This is a genomic window from Vibrio sp. MED222 (assembly GCF_000153005.1).
GTDB classification, from domain to species: Bacteria; Pseudomonadota; Gammaproteobacteria; order Enterobacterales; family Vibrionaceae; genus Vibrio; species Vibrio tasmaniensis_A.
Genome location: NZ_CH902608.1, coordinates 670085 through 686500, shown reverse-complemented (window position 1 = coordinate 686500; position 16416 = coordinate 670085). Strand labels below are relative to the sequence as shown.

Annotated in this window: 19 protein-coding genes; 5 read left to right on the top strand and 14 right to left on the bottom strand. The window is 45.2% G+C overall.

Going from position 1 to position 16416, the window contains the following annotated elements:
- Positions 1 to 90 precede the first annotated feature (90 nt).
- A complete protein-coding gene (gene mutY, locus MED222_RS07545; protein WP_009847708.1) occupies positions 91 to 1149 on the bottom strand; it encodes an A/G-specific adenine glycosylase in 1059 nt (352 codons plus the stop codon).
- A gap of 165 nt (positions 1150 to 1314) precedes the next feature.
- Between mutY and trmB the strand changes: the two genes are divergently transcribed.
- The 3 genes from trmB to MED222_RS07560 all read left to right on the top strand — a co-directional run bounded on the left by trmB (position 1315) and on the right by MED222_RS07560 (position 4582).
- Entirely contained in the window at positions 1315 to 2034 is a 720-nt protein-coding gene (trmB, locus tag MED222_RS07550; RefSeq protein ID WP_004735468.1) for a tRNA (guanosine(46)-N7)-methyltransferase TrmB, read from the top strand.
- 185 nt (positions 2035 to 2219) lie between these two features.
- Positions 2220 to 3140, top strand: coding sequence for a glutaminase B (gene glsB, locus MED222_RS07555; RefSeq protein WP_009847707.1), 921 nt, complete (start codon positions 2220 to 2222; stop codon positions 3138 to 3140).
- Between the two features lie 119 nt (positions 3141 to 3259).
- A complete protein-coding gene (locus tag MED222_RS07560; RefSeq protein ID WP_009847706.1) occupies positions 3260 to 4582 on the top strand; it encodes an IS4-like element ISVbsp1 family transposase in 1323 nt (440 codons plus the stop codon).
- Positions 4583 to 4640: 58 nt separating this feature from the next.
- On the opposite strand, the gene hemW is transcribed toward MED222_RS07560, so the two are convergent.
- The 7 genes from hemW to MED222_RS07595 form a co-directional block, all read right to left on the bottom strand.
- Positions 4641 to 5828 carry a radical SAM family heme chaperone HemW gene (gene hemW, locus MED222_RS07565; RefSeq protein WP_009847705.1) on the bottom strand — a complete coding sequence of 396 codons (1188 nt, stop codon included), beginning with the start codon at positions 5826 to 5828 and terminating at the stop codon, positions 4641 to 4643.
- Complete coding sequence (locus MED222_RS07570) at positions 5828 to 6427, bottom strand: XTP/dITP diphosphatase (RefSeq protein WP_009847704.1); 600 nt, start codon at positions 6425 to 6427, stop codon at positions 5828 to 5830. The genes hemW and MED222_RS07570 overlap by 1 nt, the downstream gene beginning before the upstream one ends.
- Positions 6428 to 6475: 48 nt before the next feature.
- Positions 6476 to 6907 carry a DUF4426 domain-containing protein gene (locus MED222_RS07575; RefSeq protein ID WP_004735472.1) on the bottom strand — a complete coding sequence of 144 codons (432 nt, stop codon included), beginning with the start codon at positions 6905 to 6907 and terminating at the stop codon, positions 6476 to 6478.
- A 28-nt stretch (positions 6908 to 6935) separates the two neighbouring features.
- Complete coding sequence (gene yggU, locus MED222_RS07580; protein ID WP_009847703.1) at positions 6936 to 7226, bottom strand: DUF167 family protein YggU; 291 nt, start codon at positions 7224 to 7226, stop codon at positions 6936 to 6938.
- Between the two features lie 29 nt (positions 7227 to 7255).
- Positions 7256 to 7813: a YggT family protein gene (locus MED222_RS07585; RefSeq protein ID WP_004735475.1), complete on the bottom strand. Its 558-nt coding sequence runs from the start codon at positions 7811 to 7813 to the stop codon at positions 7256 to 7258.
- A 76-nt stretch (positions 7814 to 7889) separates the two neighbouring features.
- Positions 7890 to 8708 carry a pyrroline-5-carboxylate reductase gene (proC, locus tag MED222_RS07590; protein WP_009847702.1) on the bottom strand — a complete coding sequence of 273 codons (819 nt, stop codon included), beginning with the start codon at positions 8706 to 8708 and terminating at the stop codon, positions 7890 to 7892.
- Between the two features lie 63 nt (positions 8709 to 8771).
- Positions 8772 to 9488 carry a YggS family pyridoxal phosphate-dependent enzyme gene (locus MED222_RS07595; protein WP_009847701.1) on the bottom strand — a complete coding sequence of 239 codons (717 nt, stop codon included), beginning with the start codon at positions 9486 to 9488 and terminating at the stop codon, positions 8772 to 8774.
- 26 nt (positions 9489 to 9514) lie between these two features.
- Here MED222_RS07595 and MED222_RS07600 point away from each other — a divergent pair, with 26 nt between their 5' ends.
- Positions 9515 to 10552: a type IV pilus twitching motility protein PilT gene (locus tag MED222_RS07600; RefSeq protein WP_009847700.1), complete on the top strand. Its 1038-nt coding sequence runs from the start codon at positions 9515 to 9517 to the stop codon at positions 10550 to 10552.
- Positions 10553 to 10566: 14 nt separating this feature from the next.
- Positions 10567 to 11676, top strand: coding sequence for a PilT/PilU family type 4a pilus ATPase (locus MED222_RS07605; protein WP_009847699.1), 1110 nt, complete (start codon positions 10567 to 10569; stop codon positions 11674 to 11676).
- Positions 11677 to 12009: 333 nt separating this feature from the next.
- Here MED222_RS07605 and ruvX read toward each other — a convergent pair whose 3' ends face one another.
- The 6 genes from ruvX to MED222_RS07635 all read right to left on the bottom strand — a co-directional run bounded on the left by ruvX (position 12010) and on the right by MED222_RS07635 (position 16350).
- Positions 12010 to 12432 (bottom strand): Holliday junction resolvase RuvX, encoded by a 423-nt coding sequence (gene ruvX / locus MED222_RS07610; protein WP_009847698.1) that lies wholly within the window; start codon positions 12430 to 12432, stop codon positions 12010 to 12012.
- A 64-nt stretch (positions 12433 to 12496) separates the two neighbouring features.
- Complete coding sequence (locus MED222_RS07615; RefSeq protein WP_009847697.1) at positions 12497 to 13060, bottom strand: YqgE/AlgH family protein; 564 nt, start codon at positions 13058 to 13060, stop codon at positions 12497 to 12499.
- 109 nt (positions 13061 to 13169) lie between these two features.
- On the bottom strand, positions 13170 to 14120 hold the full coding sequence (gene gshB, locus MED222_RS07620) for a glutathione synthase (protein WP_009847696.1): 951 nt from the start codon (positions 14118 to 14120) through the stop codon (positions 13170 to 13172).
- Between the two features lie 9 nt (positions 14121 to 14129).
- On the bottom strand, positions 14130 to 14861 hold the full coding sequence (gene rsmE, locus MED222_RS07625; protein WP_009847695.1) for a 16S rRNA (uracil(1498)-N(3))-methyltransferase: 732 nt from the start codon (positions 14859 to 14861) through the stop codon (positions 14130 to 14132).
- Between the two features lie 159 nt (positions 14862 to 15020).
- Positions 15021 to 15752, bottom strand: coding sequence for an endonuclease (locus MED222_RS07630; RefSeq protein WP_009847694.1), 732 nt, complete (start codon positions 15750 to 15752; stop codon positions 15021 to 15023).
- 97 nt (positions 15753 to 15849) lie between these two features.
- Positions 15850 to 16350 (bottom strand): SprT family zinc-dependent metalloprotease, encoded by a 501-nt coding sequence (locus MED222_RS07635; RefSeq protein WP_009847693.1) that lies wholly within the window; start codon positions 16348 to 16350, stop codon positions 15850 to 15852.
- Between the last annotated feature and the right edge of the window lie 66 nt (positions 16351 to 16416).

Genomic DNA, 16416 nt, shown 5'->3' with positions numbered 1-16416 from the left:
AGTTGAAAATCTAGGCCTTCAGCATCTTTTTGAAGGCGAGCACAAAATACAGTGCGGCTCATAGTGGTTCCTCTTATCGCGTTCGTTGATTCAAACGTCGTTCAGTTCAAAGGGTAGGCTCTCAATAAGCTGCTTTACAGGAGCTGCTAGGCCAATTTCTTCCGGTTTTGATAAGTTATACCAGAGACCTTTAGTCCCTTCCATTATCAAATCTGGTTGTTTATCTAATTTTACTAATACAGGTGTGATATCTAAGTGGTAGTGGCTGAAAGTATGTCGAAACGCAATCATGGTCTTGATCGAATCGGTTTCGTTGTCTTTGATCGAACGAAGATCTAATTGATGTTCGATCTCTGCGTTTTCATTTTGAGGGAAACAGAATAGTCCTCCCCAGATACCAGATTGAGGGCGTTGTTCGAGCCATACTTGATTGTTGTGGTACAGAATCACAAACCATGTTTCTTTTATCGGCTTTTCTTTCTTAGGTTTCTTACCAGGGAAATCGAGCTGTCTATCGAGCTTCTTAGCTTCACACATGCTTTCAATCGGGCATAACGTACATTTGGGCTTGCTACGAGTACAAACCATCGCACCCATGTCCATCATGGCTTGATTGTACTTATCAACATCTTGATTGGGAGTGTGTGCTTCTGCGTGTTCCCAAAGCTGGTTCTCGACTTTCTTTTGCCCCGGCCAACCTTCTACTGCAAAGCTTCTAGCTAAGGTGCGTTTGACGTTGCCATCAAGAATCGCATGAGGGAGTTTATGCACAGAGGACAACACTGCAGCGGCAGTAGAGCGCCCAATACCCGGTAGCGCGTTCATTTCTTCGATAGAAAGCGGAAATTCACCACCGTATTGCTCGGTAACAATCTTGGCAGCCTTATGTAAGTTACGAGCTCGCGCGTAATAGCCAAGCCCTGTCCATAAGTGCAGCACCTCATCTTGTTCGGCGTTCGCTAGGTCAATAACTGTTGGAAAGCGTTCTAAAAAGCGCTGGTAGTATGGAATCACCGTGGCCACTTGAGTCTGCTGAAGCATGATTTCAGATAGCCAAACGGTGTAGGCGGTTTTGTTTTGTTGCCAAGGTAATTCTTTGCGCCCAAAGGCGTCATACCACTTTAATATGGCGGTTGCGAAAGGAGTCACGACATGCTCTATGCTTTGCTATTATTAGGAGTGAAATTGCACCACACTTACGGTTGGATGTAAAACAGACAAATTGTGTGGGAATTTATCCACGGAAAGACTTGCACCGGAGGCAATTCTTTGGATAATCCCCGCTTTGATTAATCAATGTGCAGGCAAAAATCAATGAGTGAAGTGACCACTAACGAATATACTGAAGACGGCAAACTGGTTCGTAAGATCCGTAGTTTTGTTCGCCGCGAAGGCCGCTTAACAAAAGGCCAAGAAAACGCGATGAACGAATGTTGGCCAACAATGGGTATCGACTACAACCCAGAACTTCTTAATTGGAAAGAAGTGTTTGGCAACGACAACCCTGTTGTACTAGAAATTGGCTTCGGTATGGGTGCATCACTGGTTGAAATGGCAAAGAATGCGCCTGAGAAAAACTTCTTAGGTATTGAAGTTCACAGCCCAGGTGTTGGTGCGTGTTTAGGTACAGCTCGCGATGCTGGCGTAACTAACCTGCGTGTAATGTGTCACGATGCAGTAGAAGTATTTGAACACATGATCCCAGACAGCAGCCTGCATACACTGCAACTGTTCTTCCCTGACCCATGGCATAAAGCTCGTCACCACAAACGTCGTATCGTTAAGGCTGAGTTTGCAGAGATGGTTCGCGGTAAGCTGCAACTTGATACTGGTATTTTCCACATGGCAACAGACTGGGAAAACTACGCAGAACATATGATTGAAGTGATGAACGTCGCTCCAGGTTTCGAGAATATCGCTGAAGATGGTGATTACATTCCTCGTCCAGACGAGCGTCCGCTAACTAAGTTTGAAGCTCGTGGCCACCGTTTAGGTCATGGTGTTTGGGACATTAAGTTCAAGCGTACTAAGTAATTCTGAATCAAATTAAGTGAAGGTGAATCCGACTTAGGATTAAACCCTACACTTTATGGGATTGATAAAAGCCAACATTATTGTAGTGTTGGCTTTTTTGTCCTTAGGCTTTTATCAAATTAGAAGTTTAAGGACAAAACTGAATGTCACACCCCTACAAAAATAACAATAAGAAGTAAGCTCACATGAAACCAACTCAAGCTATTTTAGCCGAGATTTTAGACGAAGTTCGTCCCTTAATTGGTCAGGGAAAGGTCGCTGACTATATTCCTGCATTGGCTCGCGTATCGAACCAGAAATTGGCGATTGCGGTATACACCAATGAAGGTGAAGTTATTCAAGCTGGCGATGCTGATGAAGCCTTTTCCGTGCAATCAATTTCGAAAGCTCTAAGCCTAACGCTAGCAATGGTGCTGTATAAGCCGGAAGAGATATGGCAGCGAGTAGGGAAGGAGCCATCAGGACAAGCCTTTAACTCGATGATTCAGCTTGAGATGGAACACGGCATCCCTCGTAACCCGTTTATTAATGCTGGCGCAATTGTCGTTGCCGACTTATTACAAAGCCGTCTATCAGCACCAAGACACCGTTTATTAGAATTTGTCCGTCAGCTATCAGGTGATACACATATCGTGTATGACAAGGTTGTGGCGGCTTCTGAGATGATGCACAGCGATCGTAATGCTGCTATCGCTTACTTGATGCGTTCATTTGGTAATTTTGAGAACGATGTTATTCCCGTACTCAACAATTACTTTCATGCTTGTGCGCTTAAAATGACCTGTGTGGATTTGGCGAAGACCTTTAGTTATTTGGCGAACAAAGGTGTGTCGGTTCAAACCAAGAAAGAGATCATCACGCCAGTTCAAACCAAACAGCTGAATGCTTTGCTTGCGACATGTGGTTTGTACGATGGGGCAGGAGAGTTTGCCTATCGTGTTGGTATGCCGGGTAAATCGGGTGTTGGCGGTGGGATTATTGCGATTGTTCCTGGCGAAATGACGATCGCGGTGTGGTCTCCAGAGTTGGATGCATCGGGTAATTCACTGGCGGGAACTCAGGCTTTAGAATTACTCTCAGAGCGTATTGGTCGCTCTATTTTCTAAGTTCTAAGCTCGACAAAAAAAGCCTCTCGTGATGAGATAATGCCGATCGTTTAAGAAGACTTGAACGATCTTGCAGTTAGCAGATAATCCCCATCAACAACGTTGATGGGGATTTTTTTATGCTTGAACAAGAATTAGCAATGGCACACGAGACCATTGAAGATGCCGACAATTATGAATCTGTTGTCGACGCCATTCAGATTGAGTGGATAGAACAAGCTCTTCTTGAAACCAATAAAGCGAGCATAAGACGACGTCGGCTTCCCGCTCAGCAAGCTGTCTGGTTAGTTATTTGGATGGGGCTGCAACGCAACATGTCTATCAAAGAGGTGTGCAGTTCATTAGACATTGCACTTCAGCCTAAACCTGAAGATAGCTGGTCTCGTGTTGCACCCAGTGTCCTAACTGATTCACGCCGACGTCTAGATGAGAGTCCGTTAGCGGCTCTGTTTCACACAACGGTAAAGGCTTGGAATGGAGATATCCTTCAACAAGACAAAGACTTAGAGCTTAATGTTCTTGCTGTCGATGGGACAACATTTAGGTGCCAAGATTCCCCAGAGAACGCTGAAGAATTTGGGTTCATCTCTAAAAAATTGAAACCTTACCCTCAACTTCGTTTAGTCGCTTTGATGTCAACAGAAACTCGAATGATTATGGGGGCGGCTTTTGATGGCTGTCATGTCGGTGAAACGACCTTAGCTAAGCGCCTATTCAATGATATCCCCGCACATTCATTGACCTTATTTGATCGTTGTTATTTCTCGGCAGACCTCTTGTTGTCGTGGCAAGAGAGTGCGGAAAATGCTCACTGGTTAATGCCTGCAAAGCGTAAGCTACGCTATGAAGTGTTGGAGAAATATGCGGAGAACGACATGCTCATCTCAATGCCCATCTCTCCTCAAGCTCAACGGCAGAATCCGAATTTACCCGCACGTTGGGAAGCCAGATTAGTCCTATATCAAGAGCCAAAAGGTGAGATAAAAGGTTTTATTACTTCACTTACAGACCCTAGTAGATACTCGCTAGAAAGCCTGCTGCGTATTTATTGGCAACGCTGGGAGATAGAAGAAGGTTATGGTGAAATTAAACAGACTCAACTGCAAAGTCACGTCACTTTACGAAGTCGTTTTTCTGCCGGTTTGAAGCAAGAGCTGTGGGGCGTATTACTTGCCTATAACTTAGTGCGATTAGAGATGGTTAAGATAGCTTCAGAAGCCGGGGTTCGAGCGACTAGGGTCAGTTTTACCGCCGCAATTAACCTTATTGATGCGCAATTACGTTGGTTAGCTTTAAGTCCAGACGGAACTCTACCTGTAAAACTGAAAAGGATGAGAGACAGTTTGAGTCACTTCATTCTTCCAGATAAAAGAAAGGACCGAACGTTTCCACGTTCAGTCCTCTTTGTCCCAGCCAAATATCCGTTCAGGTTCAAGCAATAATGCTTATCCGAACGGCATTATCTCGTGATGAGAGGCTTTTTGTACTCTAGCGTTCGAACTATTCGTCTTCTTCTGCCATAAAGGCTTCAAGCAAATCGTTTAAGAAGAGTTTTCCTTTTTCAGTGATCTGCCAATGGCTGTTGGTTTCATTCAAGTAGCCTAGCTCTTTTGCCCATTCAATAGTTTCTTGAATAGAGTCAAAACCAAGCCCCGTAGTATCAATGAAATCCTGCTTTGGACACGCTTCCATTAGCCTGAAGCGGTTCATGAAGAACTCAAAAGGGCGGTCCTCATTAGGGACTTCAAGTTCATCCGACAGATAGGGCTTCACCAGATTCTGATACGCGGCTAGGTAACCTCTAGGGTGTTTAACCTTAGTGGTGCGAACAATACGTCCATCTGCAAAACTCAGCTTGCCATGAGAGCCACAGCCAATACCTAGGTAGTCACCAAAGCGCCAGTAGTTGAGATTATGCTGACACTGATATCCCGGCTTGCTGTAACCTGAAATTTCGTACTGTACATAACCTGCGTCTGCGAGCTTCTTATGGCCTAAGTCGAAGATATCCCAAAGGTCATCATCGTCAGGTAGCTTTGGTGTTTTGTAATAGAACATGGTGTTAGGTTCTATTGTTAGCTGATACCAAGATAAATGCGGAGGATCGAGTTCGATCGCTTTGTCTAAATCAGCCAACGCTTGATCAATACTCTGATCCGGTAAGCCGTGCATTAGATCTAGGTTGAAGCTATTTAATCCGATTTTATGCGCTAAATGAGCTGCGTTAACCGCTTCGTCTTGACCGTGAATACGCCCAAGCCTTTCCAGTTTCTCTTGCTCAAAACTTTGCACGCCCACCGAGATTCGACTAACCCCTGCTTTTTGATAACCAGCAAAACGCTCAGCTTCGATAGTTCCCGGGTTGGCTTCCATGGTAATTTCTATTTCAGGTTTGAACGGGATGCGCTGTTTAATGCCTTGCAGCAATCGACCGATTCCTTCTGGAGAAAATAAACTCGGCGTGCCGCCACCAATAAAGATCGAATGCAATGGGCGAGGTGCGTCATTGAGTTGGTACTTTTCGATATCGGTATCGAGATCCTCAAGCAGAGCATCGATGTACTCTTTTTCAGGAATCTCGGCTTTTAGAGCATGAGAGTTAAAATCACAATACGGACACTTTTGTACACACCATGGGATGTGGACATAGAGGCTGAGTGCGGGTGGTATTAGCGCTGCATTGTGCATTACAGAGCTTGCTCCTTGAGAGTCTTGAATAATGATGCGAGGGCTTTACCACGGTGTGACAGTTGCTTCTTACGTGACGATTCAAGCTCAGCTGAGGCGCAGTTATCTTCTGGTACAAAGAATACAGGATCGTAGCCAAAGCCATTCTCACCGTGTTCTTCAGTCAGAATGCGACCTTCCCATTTACCGTGACATACTAATGGAGTCGGATCGTTTTCGTGACGCATTAGTACCAATACACAGTGAAAACGAGCTGTGCGTTTTTCAACGTCTACACCTTGCATAGCATCTAACAGCTTTTCGATGTTCTGCTTATCAGTCGCCCCTTCACCTGAGTAACGCGCTGAGTAGATACCGGGTGCACCGTTAAGGTAATCAACTTCTAAGCCAGAATCGTCAGCAATGGCTGGTAGCCCCGTCTCTTTCGCAGCGTGGCGAGCTTTGATGATGGCATTTTCAATGAAAGTTGTTCCCGTTTCTGCGACTTCTGAAACGTTAAATTCACTTTGCGCGACAATGTCGAAACCAAACTCAGACAGAATATCTGCCATCTCGCGAACTTTGCCTTGGTTGCCTGTTGCTAAAACAATCTTACTCATGGGAATGTGGCTCTAATAAGTTAATGACTAGAAAAGTGAGCTTTGAAGCTACTCTTCTATATAGAATTTTTGTGTAAAACGCAGTGGACCTGTGCCTTTCAAACCAGCGTTAACATCAATATTAAAAGTGATGTTTTCTTCGTGAGTGATAGGGAACTCTGCAAGGTAATAGATCGCATCGCCTTCCTTTATTTCACGGAAGTTAAGCGTGCGAGTGTTACCTACTAGGTTTCGTGCTGTTCCCGTAATTTTAGCCGTTGTTGCAGGCTTGCCTAGGGAAGCGTTGTCTAGAACGCTGATGTTTAGAATCGCTGAGTATCCGTTTCGTTTCAGCTTATATTGCTTAGCGACCTGCGCAGTTAAAAACGTGGAATTGAAAGCCGAGTAATGAACCTCGACATCCTTGATACTTTTAAACTGTCCTGCCGAGCTTGGTAGGGCAATCAGAGCGGTGAGTAGTGCTGTTATCCATAGACGCATAATGACTCCAATAAATAGCAAAAAGCCATCATAGGATGGCTTTGACTTCAGTTGGGATCTGACTTGGTGAGCATATTCGAACTTGCTTATGCCGACCGAGCTCTCCCTTTTCTATCTTAATTTGCCCTTTCGCGACCTTAAATTGTTTCGCAAGGTATTTCGCTAAGTGAGCATTTGCTTTGCCATCAACCGGTGGTGCGGTAATGGCAATTTTCAGTTCCTCTCCGTGTAAGCCAACGATTTTATCGCGGCTTGCCTTGGGTTGGATATAGAGCCTAAGAAGAATATCGTCTTCTTCGGCCCAAACTGCTTTTGGCATCGTCAAAGTACCTGATGTTCGTACTTGAACTATAGCTGATACCAAATAGGACCGATCATGTCGCCCATTAAGAAGTTCGCAAATTGCAGAACAATGAACAGAACCAGCACGCTTAGGTCGAAGCCACCCATATCAGGAAGGATACGGCGAATTGGCGTTAACATTGGTTCTGTTAACTGATGGAATACGTATTCGATTGGGCTACGGCCTTGGCTAACCCAGCTCAGGATTGCACGGATTAGCAGAACCCAGAAGATCAAACCACCAGCCGCCTTAAGCAGAGATAGCGCTCCAAATATCAGGAAGCTGATGTCAAATACAGCCGCACCGCCAGAGATAATCAGATTTAGAGCGACGAACTTAAGTACACATAGCACATAAGCGAAAACAACCGTCGCAAGATCAAGGCTGCCGATTGATGGAATTACTCGGCGTAGTGGTGCAACAACCGGTTGTGTCGCTTTTACGATAAATTGTGAGAATGGGTTGTAGAAATCTGCACGTGATGCTTGTAGCCAGATACGCAAGATCACAACCATTATGTAAAGATCAAAAACGGTCGAGATCAGAAAGCTCATCGAGTTCATATTGTTTCCTTTTTCGGATTTACTTGCCGCTTAGATATAACCCGAGCGACAAAATGCTTTTTTACTGTCATTAGTATTAAAACAGTTTTTCCATCTCTTCAGCTCGAGCAACCGCCGCTTGCATGGCTTTTGCTACGATATCTGAAAGTTGATGGTCGTTAAACGTGCGCAGTGCTTCTGCGGTTGTGCCGCCTTTTGAAGTCACTTGTTCACGCAGTGTAGATAATTCTGTGTCTGGATTTGCAACCACCATCTCTGCCGCACCTAATGCCGACTGCTGCACTAATTTACGAGCGGTTTCCTGGTCGAAGCCTTGGTTGATTGCTTCGGCTTGCATTGCTTCCATAAATAGGAAGAAGTAAGCCGGAGCACTGCCCGCCGCCGCAATGATGTTATTAATCCCAGACTCTTGCTCAACCCAGCTAACTTCACCTACAGCTTGCATCAGCTGAGAAGCAAAGTCTTTATCATTTTGGCTGACCGTTGAATCGGCATAAAGACCGCTCATCCCTTTACCAAGCAGCGATGGCGTGTTTGGCATCACACGAACAAGGTTCAGCTGGCAGTTTAACATCTCATTGAGTCGATTCGCATTAATACCCGCTGCAATTGAGATAACCAGTTTGTTGCTGAAATCGATACCTTGTAAGGGTTTACATACATCAGCCATCATTTGTGGCTTCACCGATAGCACAATAACGTCTGCTTGCTCTGCTGCGGCAATATTATCGTTGGTGGTATTGATGCTGTACTCTTGCTCTAGCGGCAGCCTTCTGGTGTCTGAAGGTGCTGTAGCAGTAATCTTTTGCGCTGGGTAACCACTCGCGACTAAGCCCGCTACAATCGAGCGAACCATGTTTCCCGCCCCAATAAAGGCGATGTTCTTATGTTCCATATATAAAATCCTGAGCGTGTCGCTGCGCGGTTCAAGCGAAGCTGTATCAATACTTGTACTTGGTTACTTACTACGGTTATTCGCGTAATCACGAGCACCAAAGATGGCCGTTCCAATACGAACCATTGTGCTACCAGCCTCAACTGCTGCATCCATATCACCACTCATACCCATTGAAAGGGTATCGATGTCTGGATACTTCGCTGCGAGCTTTTGTTGAAGATCTGCCAGTTGAGAAAATGCCTTAAGCTGAGATTGATAGTCAGATACGTTTGCGGGAATCGACATCAACCCTCTTAAAGTGAGGTTAGGGAGCGACGAAATCAACTCTGCGAGCGCAAAAACTGTTTCTTCTGACGTTCCTGATTTTGAATCTTCACCACTGGTGTTCACTTGAATGAGCACTTGTAGAGGTGGAAGCTCGTTTGGTCGCTGATCATGAAGCCTTTGTGCGATCTTATCGCGATCAACGGAATGCACCCATTGGAAGCTTTCCGCAATAGGGCGAGTTTTATTAGATTGGATTGGGCCAATAAAATGCCATTCTAAATTTAGGTTAGAATGTTGTTCTGAAAAGTGTTTTACTTTATCGACACCTTCTTGAACATAGTTTTCACCAAAGGCAACTTGACCTCCGAGTGCGGCTTCTAGAATCGCATCAATAGGTTTAGTTTTACTGACGGCTAAAAGTTGCACGGAGTCTGGAGCTCGTCCGCACTTTTGTTCAGCACTACGAATCTGTGAGGTGATTTGTTCGATATTTTGTTGAATACTACTCATAGCTGACTTTACTTAAGGGAAAATAAATGGATATCACTGAGTTACTAGATTTTAGTGTAAAGCATAACGCGTCAGATCTACATCTTTCTGCGGGTGTATCTCCAATGGTACGTATAGATGGTGAAGTAAGGAAGCTTGGAATCCCAGCTTTGAGTCATGCTGATGTGCATCGTTTAGTTTTTGAGATCATGGACGACTCACAGCGCGGTGAGTTTGAGGAAAAATTGGAAGTCGACTTCTCTTTTGAATTACCCAATGTTGGCCGATTCCGTGTTAATGCTTTTAACCAAGCCCGTGGGTGCTCAGCGGTCTTTCGAACCATCCCTGTAGAAATCCCAACGTTAGAGCAGTTGGGCGCACCTGATATTTTTGAAAAAATTGCCAATTATGAAAAAGGCTTAGTGCTGGTGACTGGCCCTACGGGGTCTGGTAAATCGACAACTTTGGCGGCGATGGTTGATTATGTAAACCGTAATCACAACAAACACATTTTGACCATTGAAGACCCAATTGAATTCGTTCACACCAATAATAAATGTCTGGTTAACCAGCGTGAAGTTCATCGTGATACGCACAGCTTTAAAGCGGCGCTACGCAGTGCGTTACGTGAAGACCCGGACGTAATTCTTGTAGGTGAGCTTCGTGACCAAGAGACGATCAGCTTAGCGTTAACGGCCGCAGAAACTGGTCACCTAGTTTTTGGTACTTTGCATACTAGCTCTGCAGCAAAAACCGTAGACCGTATTATCGATGTATTCCCGGGTAGCGACAAAGATATGGTTCGTTCGATGCTGTCTGAATCGTTACGTTCGGTGATTGCCCAGAAACTATTAAAGCGTGTCGGTGGTGGTCGTGTCGCTTGTCATGAAATCATGATGGCGACACCTGCAATCAGAAACTTGATTCGTGAAGATAAAGTCGCGCAGATGTACTCGATTATTCAAACGGGCGCAGCGCACGGCATGCAGACCATGGAGCAAAATGCGAAGCAGCTGATGGCTCAAGGCTTGGTTGATTCGGAAGAGGTCGAGAAAAAGATCGAAATTGAAACCTCAATGTTTTAATCAAGGTGAACAAAATGGAATTGAATCAAATCCTTGAGGGAATGCTTTCACAAAAGGCGTCGGATCTTTATATCACGGTCGATGCGCCAATCCTGTTTCGTGTGGATGGTGAATTACGTCCTCAAGGAGAGAAGCTGAATGCGGCTCAGGTTGCTCAATTACTTGATGCGATGATGGAACAAGACCGACGTGATGAATATCAGCAAACGCGTGAGGCTAATTTTGCTATCGTGCGTGACTTTGGTCGTTTTCGTGTCAGTGCATTCTTTCAACGAGAGCTACCTGGAGCGGTCATTCGACGTATCGAAACTAACATCCCAACCTTTGAGCAACTAAAGCTTCCTGATGTACTGCAGGACCTTTCAATTGCTAAGCGCGGACTTGTGTTGGTGGTCGGTGCGACTGGCTCTGGTAAATCAACCTCGATGGCCGCGATGACCGGCTATCGCAACACCAATCGCTCGGGACATATCTTGACGGTTGAAGATCCGATTGAGTTCGTCCACGAACATAAAAAGTGCATCGTAACGCAACGTGAGGTTGGACTCGACACCGAGAGCTATGAAGTTGCGCTTAAGAACTCTTTGCGCCAAGCCCCTGATATGATTTTGATTGGCGAAATCCGTAGCCGTGAGACCATGGAATACGCGATGACTTTTGCTGAAACGGGTCACTTGTGTATGGCAACCTTGCACGCCAATAACGCTAACCAAGCGTTAGAACGTATTCTCCACTTGGTGCCGAAAGAGCAGAAAGAACAGTTCTTGTTTGACCTATCGATGAACCTACGTGGTGTCGTCGCTCAGCAACTCATTCGCGACAAGAATGGCAGCGGGCGTCATGGTGTATTCGAGATTCTGCTGAATAGCCCTCGTGTGTCTGACTTGATACGTCGTGGTGAACTACACGAACTGAAAGCAACCATGGTTAAATCGAAAGAGATAGGTATGCAGACTTTTGACCAAGCTTTGTATGATTTAGTGATAGCAGGCAAGATCAGCGAAGAGGATGCGTTCCACAGTGCTGACTCCGCTAACGACTTGCGCTTAATGCTCAAAACCAGACGTGGCGATGATGACTACGGGACCGGTGCTTTGGCTGGCGTTAAGATTGATATGGGCTAAGTCACGGCTTTGTTGATAAACACAAAACCCGCTTCTGTGGCGGGTTTTATTCGTTTATAACTTAATGCATGTTAGATGAGTGCATGTTGGAGCGATGGTTATCATATGAGTAACCGCGCTCCTTTTCTAATTTGATTTTTGACGGGTACTGTTGACCGTCGTAACCCGCGGAACCGCTTCCCATTGAGCTGCATGCCGTTATAGATAACGCTATGAATATTGCTAGAAAAATTTTCATATGAACTCCCAAGTTCTTTTCCTTTATCGCTCCTCCATTACGCAGTTAAAATGGCAAGGGATCATAAGCTTGCTCGAGTTTGCTAAATAAATAACTTAGCCATATTGTGCTTCAAACCAGCTCTCTAGAATTACAACGGCTGATTGATTATCGACGTTACCTTTACTTAGCGCTTTATAGCCGCCCATTTCAAAAAGGTCGGCCCTTGCTTCTGTCGTAGAAAGTCTTTCATCATGCAGTTCAACATCCACACCAAAGCGTCCTTTAAGACGGTTAGCGAATTTCTTCGCTCTGGGTGTAATAGCTGCTAGATCTTTACCATGAAGGTCGGTAGGAAGGCCAACCACAATCAGATTCGGTTGCCACTCCTTAATTTGCTTCTCGATATCGTCCCAGTTTGGGATGCCATCTTTGGCTTTAAAGGCTTTCAGGGGGCTTGCTGTGCCTGTGATTTCTTGTCCAATCGCACTGCCGATACTTTTTGTACCGTAGTCAAATGCCATAATTGTTCGTGACATGGGGCTTCCAAATTAATCTGTGTTTGAGTGTTTACTTTATTGAGCTGAGCTGAGCTGGGTTGGTTTAGGCGTGGCCTGCGTCTGCTGAAAGCTGAGCGGCATTAATACCTAACATTTGTACCGCAACTTTCCAGCGGTCCGAGATCGGTGTGTCAAAGATGACCTTTGGATCGGCTTCAACGGTTAGCCATGAGTTCTCGGTCAGTTCTATCTCCAACTGGCCAGGCTCCCACCCAGAATAACCAAGTGCAACCAGATAATTGTTCGGTTCATCTTCAGTCCCTAACACCATCAAGATATCTTTTGATGTTGTTACTGAGATTTGATCCGTCATGTTGATGCTGGATTGATAACTGCCTTTGGGTTTATGCAAAATAAACCCACGATCTTCTGCAACTGGCCCACCATTAAGTACTGGCTTATCAAGACTTGCTTGGTTGGATTTCGGCTGTTCAGAATCAACCTCAACTTGTTTGAGCATGCTGCCGACAGTGACATCAATAGGAGCGTTGATCATCAGACCCATTGCGCCTTCGTCATTATGCTCACAAAGGTAGATCACCGAGTTTTGAAAGTATGGGTCTTTCATTCCGGGCATAGCGACCAGAAAGTGGTTCGTTAAATTCATAGAGCCTCCTGCCAGTGTGTTCCCAGTAAAGGAAAAAGAGCGGCGTAAAGCCGCTCATTGATTCTGTGTCTAAATGTTTGCGAATAGCTAAGACTTTCTTAAGTTTAGGCTATTTAGCGTTAACGCGACGCTCGATTGCATCCATTAATTTACCCGTAACAGAAATATCAAAAGCAGCTTCAATTTCACGGATACAAGTTGGGCTCGTTACGTTAATCTCAGTTAGCTTGTCACCGATAACATCAAGTCCTACAAAGATTAAACCTTTCTCTTTTAATGCCGGTGCAACTGCTCTTGCGATAGCCCAGTCTGTTTCACTCAGCGGGCGAGCTTCACCTGTACCGCCAGCAGCAAGGTTACCTCGAGTTTCCCCTTTCGCAGGAATACGCGCTAGGCAGTAAGGCATTGGTTCACCGTCAACCACAAGAATACGCTTATCACCATTGCTGATGTCTGGAACAAAGGTTTGTGCCATTGCGTAGTTTTGACCGTGGTTGGTCAGTGTTTCAATGATTACCGATACGTTAGGATCGCCTTCCTTCACTCGGAAGATTGACGCGCCACCCATGCCATCAAGTGGTTTTAGAATCACGTCACCGTGCTTCTCGCGGAACGCTTTAATTTTTTCAGCTTTACGAGTCACGATGGTGGTTGGTGTCAGTTCAGGGAACCATGCCGTGAACAACTTCTCGTTACAGTCACGTAGGCTTTGTGGCTTGTTGACGATAAGTGCGCCGTTCTCTTCAGCTCGTTCAAGAATGTAAGTCGCGTAGATGTACTCAGTATCAAACGGAGGATCTTTACGCATCAGAACCGCATCTAAATCGGATAGCGCGATAGTCTGTTCTGATTTGAACTTGTACCAACCGTTTGGATCTTCTTTTAGTTCAACAACCTTAGTGTCAGCAATGGCTACGCCTTGATCTAAATGTAGATCATCCATTTCCATGTAGTGGATTTCGTAACCACGACGCTGAGCTTCAAGCATCATGGCAAAGCTAGAGTCTTTTTTGATGTTAATGGATGAAATTGGATCCATTACGATGCCAAGTTTGATCATTTCTTTCTCCTAGCCTAGATCGCCAAAACGAACTTGTAAGGCGGTAATTGCGGTTAGAGCAGCAGTTTCGGTACGAAGTACACGTGGGCCGAGTAGCGTCTCTTCAAATTTGTATTGTTCTGTCATACCGATTTCTTCAGCGGACAGTCCGCCCTCAGGACCGATCAATAGGCGTACCTTACTGATGGGTTCTGGAAGGGTGTTAATTGAGTATTTTGCTCGAGGGTGCAGGTTTAGCTTCAACGCTTCACTCGGTTCGCTGCACCACTCTTCAAGCTGCATGATTGGGCGAATAACCGGAACCGTATTGCGACCAGATTGTTCACATGCAGCGATAGCAATCTTTTGCCACTGCGCGAGCTTTTTCTCGAAGCGTTTAGTATCAAGCTTAACGCCACAGCGCTCTGAAATCAGAGGGGTAATGGTGTTTACACCAAGCTCAACCGATTTCTGAATCGTGAACTCCATTTTGTCGCCACGTGAAATCACTTGGCCTAAATGTAAGTCTAACGGAGATTCGCTGCTACGTTCGATACGCTCAGTAACATTAACTGTGACGTTCTTTTTTGATACTTCAGCAATTGTCGCAGGGAATTCAGCGCCACTGCCATCAAATAGAAGAATATCTTGACCTTCTTTCATACGAAGGACTCGACCAACATGACCCGCGGCATCTTCGCCTAAAGCGAGTGAACCTAACTGATGAATGCGTTCTGGGTGATGGATACGAGGGATTCTCATGCTGGTAAACCTATAAATAGTGTCATTTGGGTATTTTGTCTCTGCCTAACATGGATGCTTTTAGTTGAAAAAACAAGGGTAGCGCAAGAGTTTCAGGGGCAATTCTGAAACTCTTGTTTGAGATGGAGGCAATTGGAGATGTTGGTTGCCTGAGTCGTGTTATTTACAAGCAGGGAAAACAAATGGGTTGTGATTACCTTGGATCGAATAGATTCGCTCATCACGAGTACATTCCCACTTATCGACAGGGAATTGCTTGTTCCACGCCATCATCAGGTTAGTCTGTTGCTTAGAGAGCTTGAAGCCATACTCTTGGCTCATGTAAAGATAAGTACGCGCGATAGAGCCTTTTGCTCGGTCTGGCGGCATCACTTTGCGCTGCTTGAAGTTGACCTGCATTTCACATTGACCATAGCCAACGCCATCCATTCCATTCCACTGACTGAAATTGTAATTAGAGCGATCACCGTTAACCTCGCCAATTGCCGGAGTTAGATTATGAAGGTCGGCTTCCATCGATTTGAATATTTTGTCATTGCGAGTGCAGTTCTTACGCCCGCCATCTTGCCAGCACTGACGCTGGTGGCCGAATTGCCAAGCTGGAACCACGTGTTCCCACTCAATTCGGGAAGCGCGCTTTTGCTGTTTTCTCACTTGATAACCACAGCCGTCGAGGTCGGGGATACCTTTCTTTTTGTCTTTCCAAGTGATGTCACAACCACAATAAAATGAAGTCGGGTGATCGAGATAAATCTTCACCGCTTCTTTTTTAGCTTTGGAGAACGAACTTGGTGGAGCGGCGAAAACGCTTTGGGTTACCAGTAGGCCAAATACTATTGATAGGTAAAAGGACACCGATAGGCCAAATACTTTTGGAGAGGTTTTTTGCATAGAAAAAGACTGATGAAAGTATGATAAACAACAGTCTAGCACTCAAATGTTAGTTCACTCTATTACATTTATTCGCGTTATCTTATGAGCTCAAGACTTAGCTCAATTGAAGGCCGGTAAAAGCTAAGGTTTGTTGGCATTGTTGGCAACGATACGTTGATTGGTTGCGGATGACTTTGTTGTGTCGTCTTATCGACAGGGGGTAAGTGGTGCAATCACAGCGGTACTCAAAGGTTTTTCCCTGCACTGAGGTGATTTCCAAGCTGTGGGTGGTTCTGGCCGGTACATTGAATACCTTTTCCATTACGTATTTCCACTCATTGCCGTGAGGCCTAACTCGTCCGAAGACCTGATATGTGATCAGATGCGCGAGTTCATGAGGCACGACTTCGTTAATAAAGGCGTCTTCATTTTCGCTGAATAGCACCTGGTTGAGTTTTATCTCGTTTAACTGGAGGTAGGCTTTTCCCGCAGCCTTTCCTCTTAACTTGTAAGTGACGGCTGGGCATGAAAATTCACGAGAAAAATGTTGATTAGCAATAGCTAGGCATTCGCCCAATTTTTTATTTACTCGATGTTGTTGTGGGGTGTAAGACAAGCGTTGTTAACTCCAAAAAAAGCCTCAGCGTTTAAGCTAAGGCCTCATCATAACATTGCTCATCGA

What these genes read in the sequence shown, in the direction of transcription:
- MED222_RS07560 (WP_009847706.1), top strand. Translation starts at nt 3,260, where the DNA reads ATGCTTGAACAAGAATTAGCAATGGCACACGAGACCATTGAAGATGCC.
- MED222_RS07575 (WP_004735472.1), bottom strand. Translation starts at nt 6,907, where the DNA reads ATGCGTCTATGGATAACAGCACTACTCACCGCTCTGATTGCCCTACCA.
- trmB (WP_004735468.1), top strand. Translation starts at nt 1,315, where the DNA reads ATGAGTGAAGTGACCACTAACGAATATACTGAAGACGGCAAACTGGTT.
- glsB (WP_009847707.1), top strand. Translation starts at nt 2,220, where the DNA reads ATGAAACCAACTCAAGCTATTTTAGCCGAGATTTTAGACGAAGTTCGT.
- MED222_RS07570 (WP_009847704.1), bottom strand. Translation starts at nt 6,427, where the DNA reads ATGAGTAAGATTGTTTTAGCAACAGGCAACCAAGGCAAAGTTCGCGAG.
- proC (WP_009847702.1), bottom strand. Translation starts at nt 8,708, where the DNA reads ATGGAACATAAGAACATCGCCTTTATTGGGGCGGGAAACATGGTTCGC.
- gshB (WP_009847696.1), bottom strand. Translation starts at nt 14,120, where the DNA reads ATGATCAAACTTGGCATCGTAATGGATCCAATTTCATCCATTAACATC.
- MED222_RS07615 (WP_009847697.1), bottom strand. Translation starts at nt 13,060, where the DNA reads ATGAATTTAACGAACCACTTTCTGGTCGCTATGCCCGGAATGAAAGAC.
- MED222_RS07595 (WP_009847701.1), bottom strand. Translation starts at nt 9,488, where the DNA reads ATGAGTAGTATTCAACAAAATATCGAACAAATCACCTCACAGATTCGT.
- MED222_RS07585 (WP_004735475.1), bottom strand. Translation starts at nt 7,813, where the DNA reads ATGAACTCGATGAGCTTTCTGATCTCGACCGTTTTTGATCTTTACATA.
- ruvX (WP_009847698.1), bottom strand. Translation starts at nt 12,432, where the DNA reads ATGTCACGAACAATTATGGCATTTGACTACGGTACAAAAAGTATCGGC.
- rsmE (WP_009847695.1), bottom strand. Translation starts at nt 14,861, where the DNA reads ATGAGAATCCCTCGTATCCATCACCCAGAACGCATTCATCAGTTAGGT.
- MED222_RS07600 (WP_009847700.1), top strand. Translation starts at nt 9,515, where the DNA reads ATGGATATCACTGAGTTACTAGATTTTAGTGTAAAGCATAACGCGTCA.
- hemW (WP_009847705.1), bottom strand. Translation starts at nt 5,828, where the DNA reads ATGCACAATGCAGCGCTAATACCACCCGCACTCAGCCTCTATGTCCAC.
- MED222_RS07630 (WP_009847694.1), bottom strand. Translation starts at nt 15,752, where the DNA reads ATGCAAAAAACCTCTCCAAAAGTATTTGGCCTATCGGTGTCCTTTTAC.
- yggU (WP_009847703.1), bottom strand. Translation starts at nt 7,226, where the DNA reads ATGCCAAAAGCAGTTTGGGCCGAAGAAGACGATATTCTTCTTAGGCTC.
- MED222_RS07605 (WP_009847699.1), top strand. Translation starts at nt 10,567, where the DNA reads ATGGAATTGAATCAAATCCTTGAGGGAATGCTTTCACAAAAGGCGTCG.